Source organism: Salinarimonas sp. NSM (genome assembly GCF_052380005.1).
Lineage (GTDB): Bacteria > Pseudomonadota > Alphaproteobacteria > Rhizobiales > Beijerinckiaceae > Salinarimonas.
The window spans coordinates 1-16,563 of record NZ_JBQTCJ010000041.1 but is presented as its reverse complement, the minus strand read 5'-3'; the positions used below and the strand labels follow the sequence as shown (position 1 = coordinate 16,563).

Here is a 16,563-nt window from a genome sequence, read left to right as displayed (position 1 = left end):
CCTCCCCGCTTCACCCGATCCCCAGCATCAGCCCGATGTTCTGCACCGCGGCGCCCGAGGCGCCCTTTCCGAGGTTGTCGAGGCGCGCGACGAGGAGCGCGTGGCGCATGCCCTCGTTGGCGAAGACGCGCAGCTCCAGCGCGTCGGTGCCGTTGAGCGCCTCGGGCTCGAGCCGCGTCTCGCCGGCGGTCGGCACGACGCCGACCAGCCCGCCCGGCGGATAGTGGGCCGCGAGCGCCGCCTCGAGATCGGCCGCCTTCGGCGTACCGGGGAGCGCGTCGAGGTGGAGGGGGATCGAGACCAGCATGCCCTGCCGGAAGTTGCCCACGGACGGCACGAAGATGGGGCGGCGCGACAGGCCGGAGTAACCCTGCACCTCCGGCACGTGCTTGTGCTCGAGCGTCAGGCCGTAGAGCTCGAAGGCGGGCGCGGTGCCGGCCTCGTAGGCCTCGATCATCTGGCGCCCGCCGCCGGAATAGCCCGAGACGGCGTTGATCGTCACCGGGAAATCCCGCGGCACGAGCCCCGCCTCGACCAACGGGCGCAGGAGCGCGATGGCGCCGGTCGGGTAGCAGCCCGGGTTGGAAACGCGGCGCGCCGATGCGATCGCGTCGGCCTGTCCCGGCGCCATCTCGGCGAAGCCGTAGGTCCAGGCGGGGTCGACGCGGAACGCCGTGGAGGCGTCGAGGATCTTGGGGGCATCCGCCCCGAGCTCGGCGGCGAGCGAGACGGATTCCTTCGCCGCCGCGTCGGGCAGGCAGAGCACGACGAGGTCTACCGACGCCATCATGCCGCGGCGCGCCGCGGGGTCCTTGCGCGAGGCCGGATCGATGGAGCGGACCTCGATGCCGGGCACGCGCGCGAGCTTCTCGCGGATCTCGAGCCCGGTGGTGCCGGCTTCGCCGTCGATGAAGAGCGTGGGTGCGGACATCGGCGTTCGTCCCTGGGCGATGGTGGAGAAAGGGGTGACGGGTGGAGACACGAAAAAGGCCGCGCTGTGGGCGCGGCCTCGCGGGCGTCGGCACGGCGGATGCGCGCGCCTATCGCCGCAGCGAGGCGGTGAGCGGACGTCGGGCGCGGGTGCGGCTCGTGATCATGCCGTTCTCATGCGCCGCGTCGTCGCGCCTGTCAACCGCGGCGGAACCTCGTCGGCGAGGCTTCGTTCGGCTCGCCGACCCGATGTCGCGAAAGGAGGCCCCGCATGTCCGCGATCGCGAAGAAGACCGACCCGACGCTCTGGGAAGAGGTGAAGAAGGACGTCACCAAGTCCGGCAAGGGCGGGCGGCCGGGCCAATGGTCGGCGCGCAAGGCGCAGATGGCCACGCAGGACTACGAGTCCCGCGGCGGTGGCTACGTCGGCAAGAAGTCCTCGGACAACCATCTTAAGCAATGGACCGACGAGGAATGGGGCACCAAATCCGGGGAGAAGAGTGCGGACACGGGCGAGCGCTACCTGCCGAAGGCGGCGCGCGAGAACCTCTCCGAGGAAGAATACCAGCGCACGACGCGCAAGAAGCGCGCCGACACGCGCCGCGGCAAGCAGCATTCCAGCCAGCCCGAGGACGTGGCGCGCAAGACCGCCCGCCACCGCGACACGGGCCGCTCGTCTTCCCGCGGCTCGTCGTCCGGCGGCGAGCCGACCAAGGCCGCGCTCTACGAGAAGGCCAGGGAGCAGGACGTGCCGGGCCGCTCCAGGATGTCGAAGGCGCAGCTGATGAAGGCGGTCGCCTGAGGTGGGGCGACACGCCCCGCGTTTCAGGGCGGGTCCCGCGGCGTCGACGCTCTTGCGCGCGCCCGCGCGGGAGACTACGCCATCCTGACGATGAGCGAGATCGACCTCGACCTGCGCGGCCTCAAGTGCCCCCTCCCCGCTCTCAAGACGCGCAAGGCGCTCTCGAAGGCGGCGCCGGGCGCGTTGCTCGTCGTCACCTGCACCGACCCGATGGCGGTGATCGACATCCCGCATCTCGTCAACGAGACCGGCGACGCGCTGCTCGACCGGGAGACGCGCGCCGCCGACAACGGCTCCGAGGTGCTCGTCTTCCGCATCCGCAAGGCGGGCGTGTCGACGACGGCGGGCACCGCATGAGACCGGACGCGCCCCGCATCGCCGCGCTCCATTACGGTCGCCGGGACCCGGCCTCGGCGCTGATGGAGCGCTTCGCCGCGCGGCTGCGGGCGAGCGGGCACCGCGTCGCGGGGCTCGTCGAGGCCGAGCTCGACCCCGATGCCTGCCTGCGCGGCGACATGGCGCTGCGCGACCTCGCGAGCGGCGACGTCGTCTCGATCTGCCAGGATCTCGGGCCCGGCGCCAGGGGCTGCCGCATCGACCCGCGTGGGCTCGCGGAGGCCGGCGCGCGGCTCGCGTCGGCGATCGCGGATGCGCCCGATTGCGTCGTCGTCAACAAGTTCGGCAAGCTCGAAGCGGAGGGCGCCGGGCTCGCCGCCGAGATCGGCGCCTGCGTCGCCGCCGGCATCCCGATCGTCGTCGGCGTGCCGGAGCGCTTCCGCGAGGCGTGGGACGCGTTCGCGGGCGGGCTCGACGCGCCGCTTCCATGCGAGGAGGCCGCGCTCGACGCGTGGTGGGTCTCCGTCGCCGCGGAGACGGCCGCGAGCTAGGCGGTCCCTCGGCCGTCGCGCGGCGGAGCCGGCGCGCGCTTCTCCGGCTCGAGCAGCGTCGGGATGTCGGCGAGGAACCGCTGGAACGCGGGCTCACGGGTCGCGGCCAGGATCGTGCGCAGGCGGGCGATGGGGTCGGCGTCGTCGTCGGCGCGCAGATCGACCGGCGGGCGCTCGGCGGAGACGATTCGCAGCGCCGCCGAGCGGTCTCCCCGCACGTCCCCGCCGGTCGCCGCGCCCGCGGCGAGCGCCGCGATCAGCCGCTCGGCGAAATCGCCCCGCGCAGCGCGAAAGGCGTCGGCGACCCGCGCCGGCAGGTCCGCGTCGGCGACCCAGTTCGCCGCGACGACGAGGCCGGGCTCCTCGTACGTACCGTGGGCGGGCAGGTTGTCCGCTCCCGTGAAGGTCGCGCAGCCGCCATGGACGTCGAGGACCGCGAGCTGGCGCGCCTCGCGGCCCTCGTCCTGCGCCACCAGGCCTTCGACCACCTCCCACGGCGTCTCGCCGAGCACGAGACGCCTGAGCGCGGAGGCCCCCCAGAGCGTCGAGGTGCTCAGCCCCTGGGTCGCGACGATCCCCAGGGCGGGCTCCGCGTGCAGCACGAATCCGCCCACGACGGGCGTTCCGGTGGCGACGGCGCCGCCGAGGTCCCCCGTCTGCGGGTCGCGCGCGAGGATCGTATAGGTCATGCGGACGGGGCTCCCTTCGATCGCCTCCGCACACGGTGCCCGGGAAACGATCATGATGCATGCTTGATCGGGACGAATTTATCAGCATAAATTCGTCGATCAATGCGCGCGTCCGGCAATCTCCGGGATCTAGCGCGCCGACGGGGGACGTCATGCGGCCGGAGCGAGGCCGTATTCGAAAGGGACGACGACCATGCATCTCCGCCGCACGGGCCTTCTCGCGAGCGCGGCCATCGCCGCGACCCTCATCCTGGCGCCCGCGGCGCCGCCGGCCCTGGCGCAGACGCCCCCCGGCGTCCTGGCGGTGGGCCAGATCGCCGAGCCGAAGTCGCTCGATCCCGCCGCGGTCACCGCCGCCAACGACTTCCGCATCGTCGTCAACCTGTACGACGGCCTCGTGCGCTACGCCGACGGATCCTTCGAGATCGAGCCGGCGCTGGCAGAGAGCTGGGAGGTGTCCGACGACGGGACGGTCTACACCTTCACCCTGCGCGAGGGCGTGACCTTCCACGACGGCACGGCGCTCGACGCCGACGCGGTCGTGTTCAACTTCGAGCGCATGCTCGACGAGGAGCACCCCTATCACGACACGGGGCCCTTCCCGCTGTCGTTCTTCTTCTCGGCGATCGACACGGTCGAGGCGGTGGACGCGCGCACCGTGCGCTTCACCCTGAACGAGCCCTACGCGCCCTTCCTGTCGAACCTCGCCTACCCCACCGGCCTCATCGTATCGCCGGCGGCGGTCGCCGAGCACGGCGCCGACTTCGGCCGCAATCCCTCCGGCACCGGCGCCTTCGCGTTCGAGAGCTGGGACGCCAACACCGCGGTCGTCGTCACCCGCAACGAGGAGTACTGGGACGGCGCGCCCGCGCTCGAGGCGGTGATCTTCCGCCCGATCACGGACGCCAACACCCGCGTTGCGGAGATGCTCTCGGGCGGCATCGACGTGATGGTGGAGGTGCCGCCGGATTCGGTCGCGCGCTTCTCCGAGAGCGACGAGTACGAGCTCTACGAGCAGGCCGGGCCGCACCTGTGGTTCATGATCCTCAACGCCAAGGAGCCGCCGTTCGACGACGTCCGGGTGCGCCAGGCGGCGAACTACGCGATCGACAAGCAGGCGCTCGTCGAGAACGTGCTGCAGGGCACCGCCGAGATCGCGTCCGGCCCGATCCCGCCCGCCTTCGCCTGGGCCTACAACGAGGAGCTCGAGCCCTATCCGCACGACCCAGAGCGCGCCCGCCAGCTGATCGAGGAGGCGGGCGCCACCGGGGCAGCGGTGACGATGTTCGTCACGGAGGGCGGCTCCGGCATGCTCGATCCCGTGCCGATGGGCACGGCGATCCAGGCCGATCTCGAGGCCGTGGGCCTCGACGTCGAGATCGAGACCTACGAGTGGAACACCTTCCTCGCGCAGGTGAACCCGGGCCTCGAGGGCAAGGCCGACATGGCGCAGATGGCCTGGATGACGAACGATCCCGACACCCTGCCCTACCTCGCCCTGCGCACCGAGGCCTGGCCCGAGGAGGGGGGCTTCAACTCGGGCTACTACTCGAACCCCGAGGTCGACCGCCTGCTGCAGGAGGCCCGCACCGCCACGGACCAGGAGGAGCGCGCGCGCCTCTACAAGGAAATGCAGGAGATCGTCCAGGAGGACGCCCCCTGGATCTTCGTCGCCAACTGGAAGCAGAACGCCGTCACCACCGCGGCGGTGGACGACTTCGCGCTGCAGCCGTCGTTCTTCCTGCTGCTGCACGACGTGACGAAGGAGTGAGGTCGGGGCTGCCGGTCGGGGCGAGCCGCGACGCCGATGAAGGCTCTCCCCTCTCCTTCGTGGAGAGGGGCCGGGGGTGTGGGGCGTGCAGAACGATCACCTCCGCAAATGACGAGCTGCACGCGCCCGCTCCCGTGCCTTGGAGACCTCGAGACCCGCTCGACGCCCCACACCCCTAGCCCCTCTCCACCAGGGAGAGGGGCACTCGGTCGGCGGCCGCCCCTGGCGGCGAACCAGGAGGACCGCGCCCGTGCACCTCTACATCGCCAAGCGGCTCGCCGCCCTGGTGCCGATCCTGTTCGGGCTGACGCTCATCGTCTTCTTCATCATGGCGCTGATTCCCGGCGACCCGGCCCTCGCCATCCTCGGCGCCTACGCCACGCCCGAGAACGTGGCGCGGCTGAACGCCCAGCTCGGCCTCGACGAGCCGCTGCCCGTGCAGTACGTCACCTGGCTGACGAACCTGCTCCAGGGCGATCTCGGGCGCTCGTACTCGCTCAACCGCCCGGTCCTCGACGAGGTGCTGGAGCGCTTCTCGGCCACCGCCATCCTCGCCGGCGCGGCGCTCGTCCTGTGCACGATCTTCGGCCTCCTCGCCGGCATCGTCTCGGCCGTTCGGCAATACGGGCTCGCGGACAAGGCGGTGACGCTCCTCGTGCTCGTGGGCATCTCGATGCCGTCCTTCTGGCTCGGCCTCCTGCTCATCCTGCTCTTCGCGGTCGAGCTGCGCTGGCTGCCGGCCTCGGGCATGTACGCGATCTACGGCGGCGGCGACCTGCCCGACCTCCTGCGCCACCTCGCCCTTCCGGCGGTGACGCTGGCGGCGGTGGCGACCGGCGTCGTCGCGCGCCTCACCCGCTCGGCGATGCTCGAGGTGCTGCGCCAGGACTACATCCGCACCGCCCGCGCCAAGGGCATGCCGGAGCGCAGGGTGATCTACGTCCACGCCTTGAAGGCGGCGCTCGTCTCCATCATCCCCGTCGTCGGCATCCAGGCGGGCTTCGTGCTCGGCGGCGCGGTCTACATCGAGACGGTGTTCCAGTGGCCGGGCATCGGGCGCATGCTCGTCCAGGCGATCTCGACGCGCGACATCCTGCTCGTGCAGGGCGGCGTGCTCGTCGTGGCCGCGAGCTACGTGCTGATCAACCTCCTCGTCGACGTCCTCCAGAGCCTCGTCGACCCGCGGGTGAAGTCATGAGCGCCACCGCCGCCGCACCCGCCACCGCTCCCGCAGGCTCACCGAAGGACCGCTCCTTCCTGCGCCTCCTGCTGCGCAATCGCCTCGCAGGGCTCGGCCTCGTCGTGCTGACGCTCATCGTCGCGATCGCGATCCTCGCACCGATCCTGCCGCTCGCCGATCCCAACGCCACCGCGCCCGCGAACCGCCTGCTGCCGCCCTTCTCGCCGGGCCATCCCCTCGGCACCGACGAGCTCGGGCGCGACCTGCTCTCGCGGCTCGTCTGGGGCACGCGGCTGTCGCTGGCGATGGGCGTCGCGGCGACGCTCGTCGCAGCCCTCGTCGGCTCGACCATCGGCCTCGTCGCCGGCTATGCGGGCGGCAGGCTCGACAACGCGCTGATGCGCTCGATCGACATGCTGATGGCGTTTCCCTACATCCTGCTCGCGCTCGCCATCGTCGCCGTGCTCGGGCCTGGGCTGCTCAACGCGCTCTACGCGGTGGCGGTCGTCAACATCCCCTTCTTCGCCCGCAACATCCGCGGTGTGACGGTGGGGCTCGCGCACAAGGACTTCGTCGAGGCGGCGCGGCTCGCAGGGATGGGGCACGGGCGCATCCTCGTCTCGGAGATCCTGCCCAACGTCATGCCGGTGATCGTGATCACGATGTCGACGACGGTGGGCTGGATGATCCTGGAGACCGCCGGCCTCTCGTTCCTCGGGCTGGGCTCGCAGCCGCCGCAGGCGGATCTCGGCTCGATCCTGGGCGAGGGGCGCAAGGTGATGCTCACCGCGCCGCACGTGACCACGATCGCGGGCATCACGATCTTCCTCGTCGTGATGAGCATCAACCTCGTCGGCGACGGGGTGCGCGACGCGCTCGACCCGCGCCTGTCGTCGGGCGCCCTCGCCCGGCCTTCGGCGGTGACGCGGATCGCGCGCCCGAAAGGGAAGAACGAGGATGCCGCGCGGCCGCCGACCGTCGACCACGCGCTCGCCGTGCGCGGGCTCTCGACGCGCTTCGAGGTCGGAGCGCGCGTCCTGCGGGCCGTCGAGGACGTATCCTTCACCATCCGCCGGGGCGAATGCCTCGGCCTCGTCGGCGAATCCGGCTCGGGCAAGTCCGTCACAGCGCTCTCGCTGCTCGGCCTCGTCCCCTCGCCGCCCGGAGTGATCCGCTCGGGGAGGGTCTGGCATGCGGGGGAGGACGTGCTTTCGCTGTCGCGCGAGAAGCTCAGGGCGCTGCGCGGCGGGCGGGTCTCCTACATCTTCCAGGACCCGCTCGGCACGCTCCACCCGCTCTTCTCGATCGGCGACCAGCTCGTCGAGGCGATCCGCGCCCACCGCCCGGCCTCGCACGCGCAGGCGTGGGAGGAGGCCGTGGCGCTGCTCGAGCGCGTGCGCATTCCCGCCGCCGCAGATCGCGCCAAGGCGCTGCCGCACGAGCTCTCGGGCGGCATGCGCCAGCGCGTCGCCATCGCCATGGCGCTCGCCAACGAGCCGGACCTGATCGTCGCCGACGAGCCGACGACCGCCCTCGACGTCACGGTGCAGGCGCAGATCCTGGCGCTCCTCGACGAGCTGCGGCGCGAGCGGGGGCTCGCGCTCCTGTTCATCACCCACGATTTCGGCGTGGTCTCGCAGCTCTGCGACCGCGTCGCCGTGATGTATGCCGGGCGCATCGTCGAGGAGGGACCGACCCGGGACGTGCTCGACGCGCCGGCGCATCCCTACACGCGCCGGCTGATCGCCTGCGTGCCGATCCTCGGTTCGGGCAGGCGCACGCTCGACGCGATCCCCGGCCTCCCTCCGCCGGTCGACGCGCTGCCCGACGGCTGCGCCTTCGCCCCGCGCTGCCCGCGCGCGACCGGCGCATGCGCACAGGGCGAGATCCCGCCGATCTCGGTGGCCGACGGGCGCGCCGCCCGCTGCCTCTACGCCGGCGAGGTGATGCGCGAGGCACGCATCGGGAGCGCGACATGACGATCGCATCGGGCGCCCCACCGATCCTGGAGACGAACGGGCTCGGCAAGACCTTCGGCGGCGCGCGCAGGCTGCTCGGCGGACGCCGGCCGAGCGTCCACGCCGTGCGCGACGTCACGCTCTCGGTCGCGCCGGGCGAGACGCTCGGCATCGTCGGCGAATCGGGCTGCGGCAAGTCCACCCTCGCGCGCATGCTGGTGGGCCTCGTGCCGCCCACGAGCGGGACGATCACGCTCGAGGGGAAGGCCCTGACCGAGGCCGCGAAGGCCGGGCCCCGCGCCTTCGGCCGCACCATCCAGTACGTCTTCCAGGACCCCGCGAGCGCGCTCAACCCGCGCAAGACCATCCGCCGGATCCTGGAGGCGCCGCTCATCCACCTGATCGAGGCGGACGCGCCGGCCCGCGAGCGGCGCATCGCCGAGCTGATGGACCTCGTATCGCTCAGGCCCGAGTTCCTCGAGCGCTATCCGCACGAGTTCTCCGGCGGGCAGGCGCAGCGCATCGGCATCGCCCGGGCGCTCGCCGCCGAGCCGCGCATCCTCGTGCTCGACGAGCCGGTCTCGGCGCTCGACGTCTCGATCCAGGCGCAGGTGCTGAACCTGCTCTCCGACCTGCGCGCGCGGCTCGGCCTCACCTACCTCTTCATCAGCCACGACCTCGCCGTCGTGGAGGCCATCGCGGAGCGGGTGGCGGTGATGTATTTCGGGCGCATCGTCGAGACGGGGCCGGTGGATGAGGTATTCCGGGCGCCGCGCCATCCCTACACGCGCCTTCTCCTGTCGTCGGCGCCCGCCATCGGCGCGCGGGCCGCGGCCGCGGACGCGCCTCAGGCTGAGCTGCCCGACCCGACGCGCCCGCCGCCGGGATGCGCCTTCGCCGGGCGCTGCCCGAACGTCCGCGACGATTGCCGCACGAGCCCGCCGCCGCTCGCCCCGATGAGCCCCGGCCGCGCGGCGGCTTGCATCCACCCCCTGCCCGCGGACGGCGCCGATGCCCTCGCCTGACGAGACGACCCTCGTGCCGGCCAAGTCCCGCCCGCGCGGGCGAACCGCGGTCGTCGCCGAGACGATCAAGGGCTGGATTCACGAGCGCGGGCTCGTACCCGGCGATCGGCTGCCGCAGGAGCGCGAGCTGATCGCGCTCTTCCGGGTCAGCCGCGGCACGATGCGCGAGGCGCTGAAGCTGCTGGAGGCGCAGGGGCTGCTGCGCATCCGCACCGGACCCTCCGGCGGCGCGCAGGTGGCGGAGCCCTCCGTCGAGCATGCCGCGGAGCTGCTCGGAAACTACTTCTTCTTCAAGGACCTGACCATCCGCGACATCTACGCGATCCGCAAGCGGCTCGAGCCGGACCTCGCCGCCAGCGTGGCCGCCGTGGCGAGCGACGCCGATGTGCGCCGGCTGCTGGCGGCGATGACGCCCTACGAGGGCCCCGCCTTCGGGGCGGAAGAGGAGCGCCGGCAGTGGATCGCCGAGCTCGAGTTCCACGACGTGCTCGTCTCGATGGCGCCGAACCCGCTGCTCGCCTTCACCTGCGGCTTCGCCATCCGGCTCCTCAAGGAGCTCGCCGTCTGCCGCACGATCTACGAGCGACCCTCGCCGGAGCTGCGCCAGCGCGGGCGGCTCTATCAGCTCGAGCTGATCGACGCCTTGCGCGCCCGCGATCCCGACGCCGCGCATTCCGTCGTGGAGGCGCACATGCGCTTCGCGGAAGGCGTGATGGAGGCCGAGGAGGCGGTGGTGCGCCGCGCCTTCCTGCGCGCTCGCAGAGGGAACGGCGGCAGCGGCTCACGCCTTCCCTGAGAGCGCACCCCAGGCGATGAAGTGCGGGTTGCCCCACGGCCGCGCGCCCTGCGCCCACGGCCCGCCATACCGGAGCGGCGTGCCGTCGAGCCGCTCGACGCGCCCGCCCGCTGCCTCGAGGATGGCCTGGCCGGCCGCCGTGTCCCACTCCATGGTCGGGGAGAGCCGCGGGTAGACGTCGGCCTCACCTGCGGCCAGCAGGCAGAATTTCAGCGAGGAGCCCCGGGAGGTCCGCGTCGCCGCGCCGAGCCGCTCGAGGCAGGCCTCCGTCTCCGGTCCCGCGTGGCTCCGGCTCGCCACCGCGACGGGGCCGCTCGCGGGGACCGGGCGCGCACGGATCGGCCGCCATTCGGACGGCGCGCCGTCGACGAGGTCCGCCTCCCGCGCGCCCTCGCCGCGCGCGCCGACGCAGATGCGCCCGAGCGCCGGCGTGTGGATCACCCCCGCCACCGCGTGACCGCCCTCGACGAGCGCGATGTTGACGGTGTACTCGCCGCTCCCGGCCACGAATTCCTTCGTGCCGTCGAGCGGATCGACCAGGAAGAAGCGCCCGCCCTGCGCCGGCGCGGTCTCGCCCGAGCTCTCCTCGGAGACGATCGGGATACCCGGCGCGTCCCGCGCGAGCACCGCCGCGATGGCCGCGTCCGCCGCCTCGTCCGCGGCCGTGACCGGGGAGGCGTCGGCCTTCGTCCGCACGGCGGTGTCCCCGGCCTCGACGACCGCGCGGATCGCGCGCCCGCCCGCGAGCGCCGCTGCGATCATCACCTCGAGCAACGCCTCCGCCATCGAACCCTCCTAGCGATCATGGCCTCGTGAGCAACCTTAAGGCGATACCGACGCGGCGCAAGAGGTGCCGCGACCCCGTTCAGGGCAGCGCCTCGAGCAGCGCGCAGATCCGGCGTGCGCTCGAGCGTCCGCTCCGGCCGCTCGCGCCAGCGCGGTCCACGCGCCAGGGCGGCTCGGTACGCCTCGGCGAGATCACCCGGCCGGTCTAGGCCGCGTGGGCGAGCGGCGAACGGCGTCGGACGCGGGTCATGCGCTCGTGCTCAACAAGAGGGAATATCGTTGAGCATAGGACCGGAGCGCGAGCCGCTCGACTCGCTGCGCACCTCACGGCCGCCCCACGCTCGCATAGGCGAAGCCCGCCTCGCGCACCTCGTCGGGGCGGTAGACGTTGCGCAGGTCGACGAGCACCGGCGCGGCCATGATCTGGCGCAGGCGTCTCAGGTCGAGCGCGCGGAAGGCGTCCCACTCGGTCACCAGCACGAGCGCATCCGCGCCCTCGGCGCAGGCGTAGGGGTCGCGCGCGTAGGCGACGTCGTCGAGCACGGTGCGCGCCTGCTCCATGCCCTCCGGGTCGTAGGCGACGACCGACGCGCCGCCGTCCTGGAGCGCCTGGACGATGGCGATCGAGGGGGCGTCTCGCATGTCGTCGGTATTGGGCTTGAAGGTCAGGCCCAGCACGGCGATGCGCTTGCCGCGCACCGAACCGCCGCAGGCGGCGACCACCTTGCGGCCCATGGCGCGCTTGCGCTGATCGTTCACCGCCGCGACCGTCTCGACGATGCGCACGGGGCACTCGGCGTCCTGCGCGGTCTTGATCAGCGCGAGCGTATCCTTCGGGAAGCACGAGCCGCCGTAGCCCGGCCCCGCGTGCAGGAACTTCGACCCGATCCGGTTGTCGAGCCCGATGCCGCGGGCGACGTCCTGCACGTCCGCGCCGACCTTCTCGCACAGGTCCGCCATCTCGTTGATGAAGGTGATCTTGGTGGCGAGGAAGGCGTTGGCGGCGTATTTCGTCAGCTCCGCCGTGCGCCGCGAGGTGACGAGGATCGGCGCCTGGTTGAGGTAGAGCGGCCGGTAGAGCTCGCGCATGACGTCGGCGGCGCGCGCGTCCTCCGCGCCGACCACGATCCGGTCGGGCCGCTTGAAGTCCGCGATGGCCGCTCCCTCGCGCAGGAACTCGGGGTTGGAGACGACGGCGAACTCCGCGTCGGGCCGCTCCTCGCGGATGATCCGCTCGACCTCGTCTCCCGTGCCGACTGGCACCGTCGACTTCGTCACGACGACCGTATAGCCGCGCATGGCGTGGGCGATCTCGCGCGCGGCGGCCACGACGTACGAGAGGTCCGCATGGCCGTCGCCGCGGCGCGAGGGCGTGCCCACCGCGATGAAGACCGCGTCCGCCGCCGCGACCGCCTCGGTCAGGTCCGTGGCGAAGGCGAGCCGGCCCTGGGCGACGTTGCGGCGCACGAGATCCTCGAGACCCGGCTCGTAGATCGGCATCCGCCCCGCCTCGAGCGCGGCGATCTTCGCCGGGTCCTTGTCGATGCAGGCGACCTCGTGGCCGAAGTCGGCGAAGCAGGCCCCGGAGACGAGGCCGACGTAACCGGAGCCGATCATCGCGACGCGCATGGCGGGAGCATCCTCGTTGAGCGGCGCGCCGTGTGCCGGTGCCACCGACGGCGCAACGCCCGGCCGGTGATAGAAGCGCGCCTTCGCGCTGACAAGCCTCGAGCCCGCGCGTTCGTTTCGTCGGCGACTCGATCGGCACCTCGGCGCGCGGGCGCGAAAGCCTCCTCGCCGCACGTGACGAACGCATGACGGGCGGTCGCGCGGTCCGGTGGCGAACTGCACGCGACCTCGGCGGGTGTCATTCCCCCTTCACACCGGCTTCCTAGGAAGGTTCCAACCGAGACCGGAGGCCGTCATGACCGATATCGACAAGTCGAAGCTCAGCTGGGACGAGTGGGACGAGCTGCACTTCCCGCGTCCCGCCGAGAGCGGGTTCGACCGCGTGGTGGAGCGCGCGATCTCCCGCCGCGGATTCCTGGGCGGGGTGCTCGCGTTCGGCTCGGGCGCGGCCGCGATGGCGACCGGCCTCCTCTCCTCCCCGTCCGTTCTGGCGCAGGCGGCCTCGCGCTTCGCCTTCTCGCCGATCCCGGCCCAGACCGACGGCGCCGTGCACGTGCCCGACGGCTATTCCTGGCGCATCCTCGCGGCCTGGGGCGATCCGCTCGTCTCCGCCGCGGACGGCTACGACGTCGGCCAGGGCGGCGGTTCGGTCGAGAATTCGGACGCGGTGTTCGGCGAGAACACGGACGGGATGGAGACCTTCTCCTTCCAGGGCCGGCAGCTCATCGCCATCAACCACGAATACGTCAACCCGGACCTGAACCTGCCCGCGGAGAACGAGGGGGTCGCGACGTCCGCCGACGAGGTGATCAAGCTGCAGAACCTCCAGGGCGTCACCGTCATGGAGATCGCCGAGGGCGCGGACGGCTGGGCCGTGGTGAAGGACAGCCCCTTCAACCGCCGCATCCATCATCGTACCGAGATGCGCCTCGCCGGCCCCGCCGCCGGGCACGACCTGCTGAAGACGGAGGCCGACCCGACCGGGACCGTGGTGCTCGGCACGCTCAACAATTGCGGCTCGGGCAAGACCCCCTGGGGCACCTACCTGACCTGCGAGGAGAACTTCAACGGCTACTTCGGCGCGACCGAGGAGGTCTCCGCGGACGAGAAGGTCCTCGCCGGCTATCGCCGCTACGGCATCGGCGACGAGGGTCGCTACCAGTACGAGCTCTTCGACGCGCGCTTCGACACGTCGAAGAACCCCAACGAGCCGCATCGCCACGGCTGGATCGTCGAGATCGACCCGACGGACCCGACGAGCACGCCCGTCAAGCACACCGGGCTCGGCCGCTTCAAGCACGAGAACGCGGCGGTCGTGCTCGCGCCCGACGGCCGCGTGGTCGTCTACATGGGCGACGACGAGCGGGGCGAGTTCCTCTACAAGTTCGTCTCGAACGGCGTCTACACGCCGGGCGGCTCCACCGAGGGCCTGCTCGACGACGGCACGCTCTACGTTGCGCGCTTCGACGAGGACCAGACCGGCGAATGGGTGGCCCTCACCCCCGAGACGACCGGCATGGAGACGGCCGAGATCCTGATCTTCTCCCGCACGGCCGCCTCGGCCGTCGGCGCGACGACGATGGACCGCCCGGAATGGGTCGCCACGAACCCGGTCTCGGCGGAGGCCTATTGCTGCCTCACCAACAACTCCCGCCGCGGTGCCAGGAACGACGACGGCTCGATCCGCACCAATGCGGGCGGCGACGTCATGGCGGTCAACGCGGTCAACCCCCGCGAGACCAACCGCTACGGCCAGATCGTCCGCTGGCGCCCCGAGGGCGACGACCACGCCTCCGCGCGCTTCACGTGGGACCTCTACGTGATGGCCGGCAACCCCTCCGTCCATTCGGACGCCTATGCCGGCTCGTCGAACGTCAACGCGGGCAACCTGTTCAACTCGCCCGACGGCATGGTGATCGACACGACCGGCATCGTCTGGATCCAGACGGACGGCGACGACTCGAACGAGGGCGAGTTCGCCGGCATGGGCAACAACCAGATGCTCGCGGGCGACCCCGTCACCGGCGAGATCGTGCGCTTCCTCACCGGGCCGAACGGCTGCGAGGTGACCGGTCTCGCCTGGTCGGCGGATCGACGCACCATGTTCGTCGGCATCCAGCACCCCGGCAGCGGCTGGCCCGACGACCGCTCCCCGGAGCGCTCGGCGGTGATCGCCATCAAGCGCGAGGACGACGGCCTCGTCGGCTGACGTCGACATGGCCCGCATCGGGCCGGCGCGGCAGACCGCGCCGGCCTCGTCCGTCCGCACGCCTTGCCGCCGCCACCCTGCCCTGATAAGCGTGCGCGCACGCTCCCCGAACCCTTCGCGACAGGATTCCCCGGCCGTGGCACGTCAATTCATCTATCACATGCGCGGTCTCTCGAAGACCTATTCAGGCGGCAAGAAGGTCCTCGACAACGTCCATCTGTCCTTCTACCCGGACGCGAAGATCGGCGTCCTCGGCCCCAACGGCGCCGGCAAGTCGACGCTGCTCAAGATCATGGCCGGCTTCGACAAGGAATGGAACGGCGAGGCCTGGGTCGCCGAGGGGGCCAAGGTCGGCTACCTTCCCCAGGAGCCGCAGCTCGACGCCTCGAAGACCGTGCGCCAGAACGTCGAGGAAGGCGTCGCCGCGCAGAAGGCGATCCTCGAGCGCTACAACGAGCTCGCGATGAACTACTCGGAGGAGACCGCCGACGAGATGACGGCGCTCCAGGACGAGATCGAGGCGAAGGGCCTGTGGGACCTCGACTCGAAGGTCGACCAGGCGATGGACGCCCTGCGCTGCCCGCCGGACGACGCGGACGTCGGCGCGCTGTCGGGCGGCGAGCGTCGCCGCGTCGCCCTGTGCAAGCTCCTCCTCGACCAGCCGGAATTGCTCCTCCTCGACGAGCCGACCAACCATCTCGACGCCGAGACCGTCGCCTGGCTCGAGGGGCACCTGCGCTCCTATCCGGGCGCGATCCTGATCGTCACCCACGATCGCTACTTCCTCGACAACGTGACCGGCTGGATCCTCGAGCTCGACCGCGGCCGCGGCATCCCCTACGAGGGCAACTACACCTCCTGGCTGGAGCAGAAGCAGAAGCGCCTCCTCCAGGAGAGCCGCGAGGACGAGGCGCGCCAGCGCACCATCGAGCGCGAGCGCGAATGGGTCTCCGCCTCGCAGAAGGCCCGCCAGACCAAGTCGAAGGCGCGTATCGCGCGCTACGAGGAGCTCGTCGCCAAGTCCCAGGACAAGGGGCCGACGACCGCGCAGATCATCATCCCGATCGCCGAGCGCCTGGGCCAGAACGTCATCGACGCCGAGGGCCTCACCAAGGGCTACGGCGATCGCCTGCTCATCGACGGCCTCTCCTTCAAGCTGCCGCCCGGCGGCATCGTCGGCGTGATCGGGCCCAACGGCGCGGGCAAGACCACGCTGTTTCGCATGATCACCGGCCAGGAGACGCCGGATGCCGGCACGATCGCCGTCGGCGAGACGGTGAAGCTCGGCTACGTCGACCAGTCGCGCGACGCGCTCGACGCGAACAAGACGGTCTGGGAGGAGATCTCGGGCGGCAACGAGGTGATCTACCTCGGCAAGCGCGAGATGAACTCCCGCGCCTACTGCGCCGCCTTCAACTTCAAGGGCGGCGACCAGCAGAAGAAGGTCGGCGTGCTCTCCGGCGGCGAGCGCAACCGCGTGCACCTCGCCAAGATCCTGAAGTCCGGCGCGAACGTGCTGCTCCTCGACGAGCCGACGAACGACCTCGACGTCGACACCCTGCGCGCGCTGGAAGACGCGCTCGAGGACTACGCCGGCTGCGCGGTCATCATCAGCCACGATCGCTGGTTCCTCGACCGCATCGCCACCCACATCCTCTCCTTCGAGGGCGAGAGCCACGTCGAGTGGTTCGAGGGCAACTTCCAGGACTACGAGGAAGACAAGAAGCGTCGGCTGGGGATCGACAGCACGATCCCGCACCGGATCAAGTACAAGAAATTCTCGCGCTGACGGTAGCGGGCGGGGGGGCGGGGGGGCGTACCCCCGGCCCCGCCAGACCCACCCCTACGTCCCACGCACGTAGCCCGGACCCAATCGTTATAAGCCCCCTCAAACGCATCCA

14 protein-coding genes are annotated in these 16,563 nt (G+C 71.5%); 10 read left to right on the top strand and 4 right to left on the bottom strand.

Annotated elements, in window-relative coordinates; all coding sequences use genetic code 11:
* Positions 1-10 precede the first annotated feature (10 nt).
* Entirely contained in the window at positions 11-931 is a 921-nt protein-coding gene (argC, locus tag ACTZWW_RS14970) for an N-acetyl-gamma-glutamyl-phosphate reductase (protein WP_444781770.1), read from the bottom strand.
* Between the two features lie 270 nt (positions 932-1,201).
* Here argC and ACTZWW_RS14965 point away from each other — a divergent pair, with 270 nt between their 5' ends.
* From ACTZWW_RS14965 to ACTZWW_RS14955, 3 genes are all read left to right on the top strand, one after another.
* A complete protein-coding gene (locus ACTZWW_RS14965; protein ID WP_444781769.1) occupies positions 1,202-1,732 on the top strand; it encodes a hypothetical protein in 531 nt (176 codons plus the stop codon).
* 90 nt (positions 1,733-1,822) lie between these two features.
* The gene (locus ACTZWW_RS14960) at positions 1,823-2,089 is read left to right on the top strand and encodes a sulfurtransferase TusA family protein (protein ID WP_444781768.1); all 267 of its coding nucleotides are present in this window, start codon (positions 1,823-1,825) and stop codon (positions 2,087-2,089) included.
* Positions 2,086-2,619, top strand: coding sequence for a DUF2478 domain-containing protein (locus ACTZWW_RS14955; protein ID WP_444781767.1), 534 nt, complete (start codon positions 2,086-2,088; stop codon positions 2,617-2,619). The genes ACTZWW_RS14960 and ACTZWW_RS14955 overlap by 4 nt, the downstream gene beginning before the upstream one ends.
* On the opposite strand, the gene ACTZWW_RS14950 is transcribed toward ACTZWW_RS14955, so the two are convergent.
* Positions 2,616-3,308 (bottom strand): DUF1028 domain-containing protein, encoded by a 693-nt coding sequence (locus ACTZWW_RS14950; protein WP_444781766.1) that lies wholly within the window; start codon positions 3,306-3,308, stop codon positions 2,616-2,618. The genes ACTZWW_RS14955 and ACTZWW_RS14950 overlap by 4 nt on opposite strands.
* 193 nt (positions 3,309-3,501) lie before the next feature.
* On the opposite strand from ACTZWW_RS14950, the gene ACTZWW_RS14945 reads away from it, so the two are divergent.
* From ACTZWW_RS14945 to ACTZWW_RS14925, 5 genes are all read left to right on the top strand, one after another.
* The gene (locus ACTZWW_RS14945; RefSeq protein WP_444781765.1) at positions 3,502-5,079 is read left to right on the top strand and encodes an ABC transporter substrate-binding protein; all 1,578 of its coding nucleotides are present in this window, start codon (positions 3,502-3,504) and stop codon (positions 5,077-5,079) included.
* 250 nt (positions 5,080-5,329) lie between these two features.
* Entirely contained in the window at positions 5,330-6,277 is a 948-nt protein-coding gene (locus ACTZWW_RS14940) for an ABC transporter permease (RefSeq protein WP_444781764.1), read from the top strand.
* A complete protein-coding gene (locus tag ACTZWW_RS14935; protein ID WP_444781763.1) occupies positions 6,274-8,238 on the top strand; it encodes a dipeptide/oligopeptide/nickel ABC transporter permease/ATP-binding protein in 1,965 nt (654 codons plus the stop codon). Before ACTZWW_RS14940 ends, ACTZWW_RS14935 begins: the two co-directional genes overlap by 4 nt.
* Positions 8,235-9,242, top strand: a complete 1,008-nt coding sequence (locus tag ACTZWW_RS14930; RefSeq protein WP_444781762.1) for an ABC transporter ATP-binding protein — start codon at positions 8,235-8,237, stop codon at positions 9,240-9,242. The genes ACTZWW_RS14935 and ACTZWW_RS14930 overlap by 4 nt, the downstream gene beginning before the upstream one ends.
* Positions 9,229-10,038, top strand: coding sequence for a FadR/GntR family transcriptional regulator (locus tag ACTZWW_RS14925; protein ID WP_444781761.1), 810 nt, complete (start codon positions 9,229-9,231; stop codon positions 10,036-10,038). Before ACTZWW_RS14930 ends, ACTZWW_RS14925 begins: the two co-directional genes overlap by 14 nt.
* Here the strand turns inward: ACTZWW_RS14925 and cysQ are convergent.
* Positions 10,024-10,824 carry a 3'(2'),5'-bisphosphate nucleotidase CysQ gene (gene cysQ, locus ACTZWW_RS14920; protein WP_444781760.1) on the bottom strand — a complete coding sequence of 267 codons (801 nt, stop codon included), beginning with the start codon at positions 10,822-10,824 and terminating at the stop codon, positions 10,024-10,026. The two genes, ACTZWW_RS14925 and cysQ, sit on opposite strands and share 15 nt — an antisense overlap.
* 324 nt (positions 10,825-11,148) lie before the next feature.
* Positions 11,149-12,453, bottom strand: a complete 1,305-nt coding sequence (locus tag ACTZWW_RS14915; protein WP_444781759.1) for a UDP-glucose dehydrogenase family protein — start codon at positions 12,451-12,453, stop codon at positions 11,149-11,151.
* A gap of 295 nt (positions 12,454-12,748) precedes the next feature.
* Here ACTZWW_RS14915 and ACTZWW_RS14910 point away from each other — a divergent pair, with 295 nt between their 5' ends.
* Together ACTZWW_RS14910 and ettA are read left to right on the top strand one after the other, a co-directional pair.
* Positions 12,749-14,662 carry a PhoX family protein gene (locus tag ACTZWW_RS14910; protein WP_444781758.1) on the top strand — a complete coding sequence of 638 codons (1,914 nt, stop codon included), beginning with the start codon at positions 12,749-12,751 and terminating at the stop codon, positions 14,660-14,662.
* 136 nt (positions 14,663-14,798) lie between these two features.
* Complete coding sequence (gene ettA, locus ACTZWW_RS14905) at positions 14,799-16,451, top strand: energy-dependent translational throttle protein EttA (protein ID WP_444781757.1); 1,653 nt, start codon at positions 14,799-14,801, stop codon at positions 16,449-16,451.
* The last annotated feature ends 112 nt before the right edge of the window (positions 16,452-16,563 follow it).

Excerpts from the sequence above, each read along its gene's own strand:
- ACTZWW_RS14945 (WP_444781765.1), top strand. The coding sequence starts at position 3,502 with ATGCATCTCCGCCGCACGGGCCTTCTCGCGAGCGCGGCCATCGCCGCG.
- ACTZWW_RS14935 (WP_444781763.1), top strand. The coding sequence starts at position 6,274 with ATGAGCGCCACCGCCGCCGCACCCGCCACCGCTCCCGCAGGCTCACCG.
- ACTZWW_RS14915 (WP_444781759.1), bottom strand. The coding sequence starts at position 12,453 with ATGCGCGTCGCGATGATCGGCTCCGGTTACGTCGGCCTCGTCTCCGGG.
- cysQ (WP_444781760.1), bottom strand. The coding sequence starts at position 10,824 with ATGGCGGAGGCGTTGCTCGAGGTGATGATCGCAGCGGCGCTCGCGGGC.
- ACTZWW_RS14960 (WP_444781768.1), top strand. The coding sequence starts at position 1,823 with ATGAGCGAGATCGACCTCGACCTGCGCGGCCTCAAGTGCCCCCTCCCC.
- ACTZWW_RS14950 (WP_444781766.1), bottom strand. The coding sequence starts at position 3,308 with ATGACCTATACGATCCTCGCGCGCGACCCGCAGACGGGGGACCTCGGC.
- argC (WP_444781770.1), bottom strand. The coding sequence starts at position 931 with ATGTCCGCACCCACGCTCTTCATCGACGGCGAAGCCGGCACCACCGGG.
- ACTZWW_RS14965 (WP_444781769.1), top strand. The coding sequence starts at position 1,202 with ATGTCCGCGATCGCGAAGAAGACCGACCCGACGCTCTGGGAAGAGGTG.
- ACTZWW_RS14930 (WP_444781762.1), top strand. The coding sequence starts at position 8,235 with ATGACGATCGCATCGGGCGCCCCACCGATCCTGGAGACGAACGGGCTC.
- ACTZWW_RS14955 (WP_444781767.1), top strand. The coding sequence starts at position 2,086 with ATGAGACCGGACGCGCCCCGCATCGCCGCGCTCCATTACGGTCGCCGG.
- ACTZWW_RS14910 (WP_444781758.1), top strand. The coding sequence starts at position 12,749 with ATGACCGATATCGACAAGTCGAAGCTCAGCTGGGACGAGTGGGACGAG.
- ACTZWW_RS14925 (WP_444781761.1), top strand. The coding sequence starts at position 9,229 with ATGCCCTCGCCTGACGAGACGACCCTCGTGCCGGCCAAGTCCCGCCCG.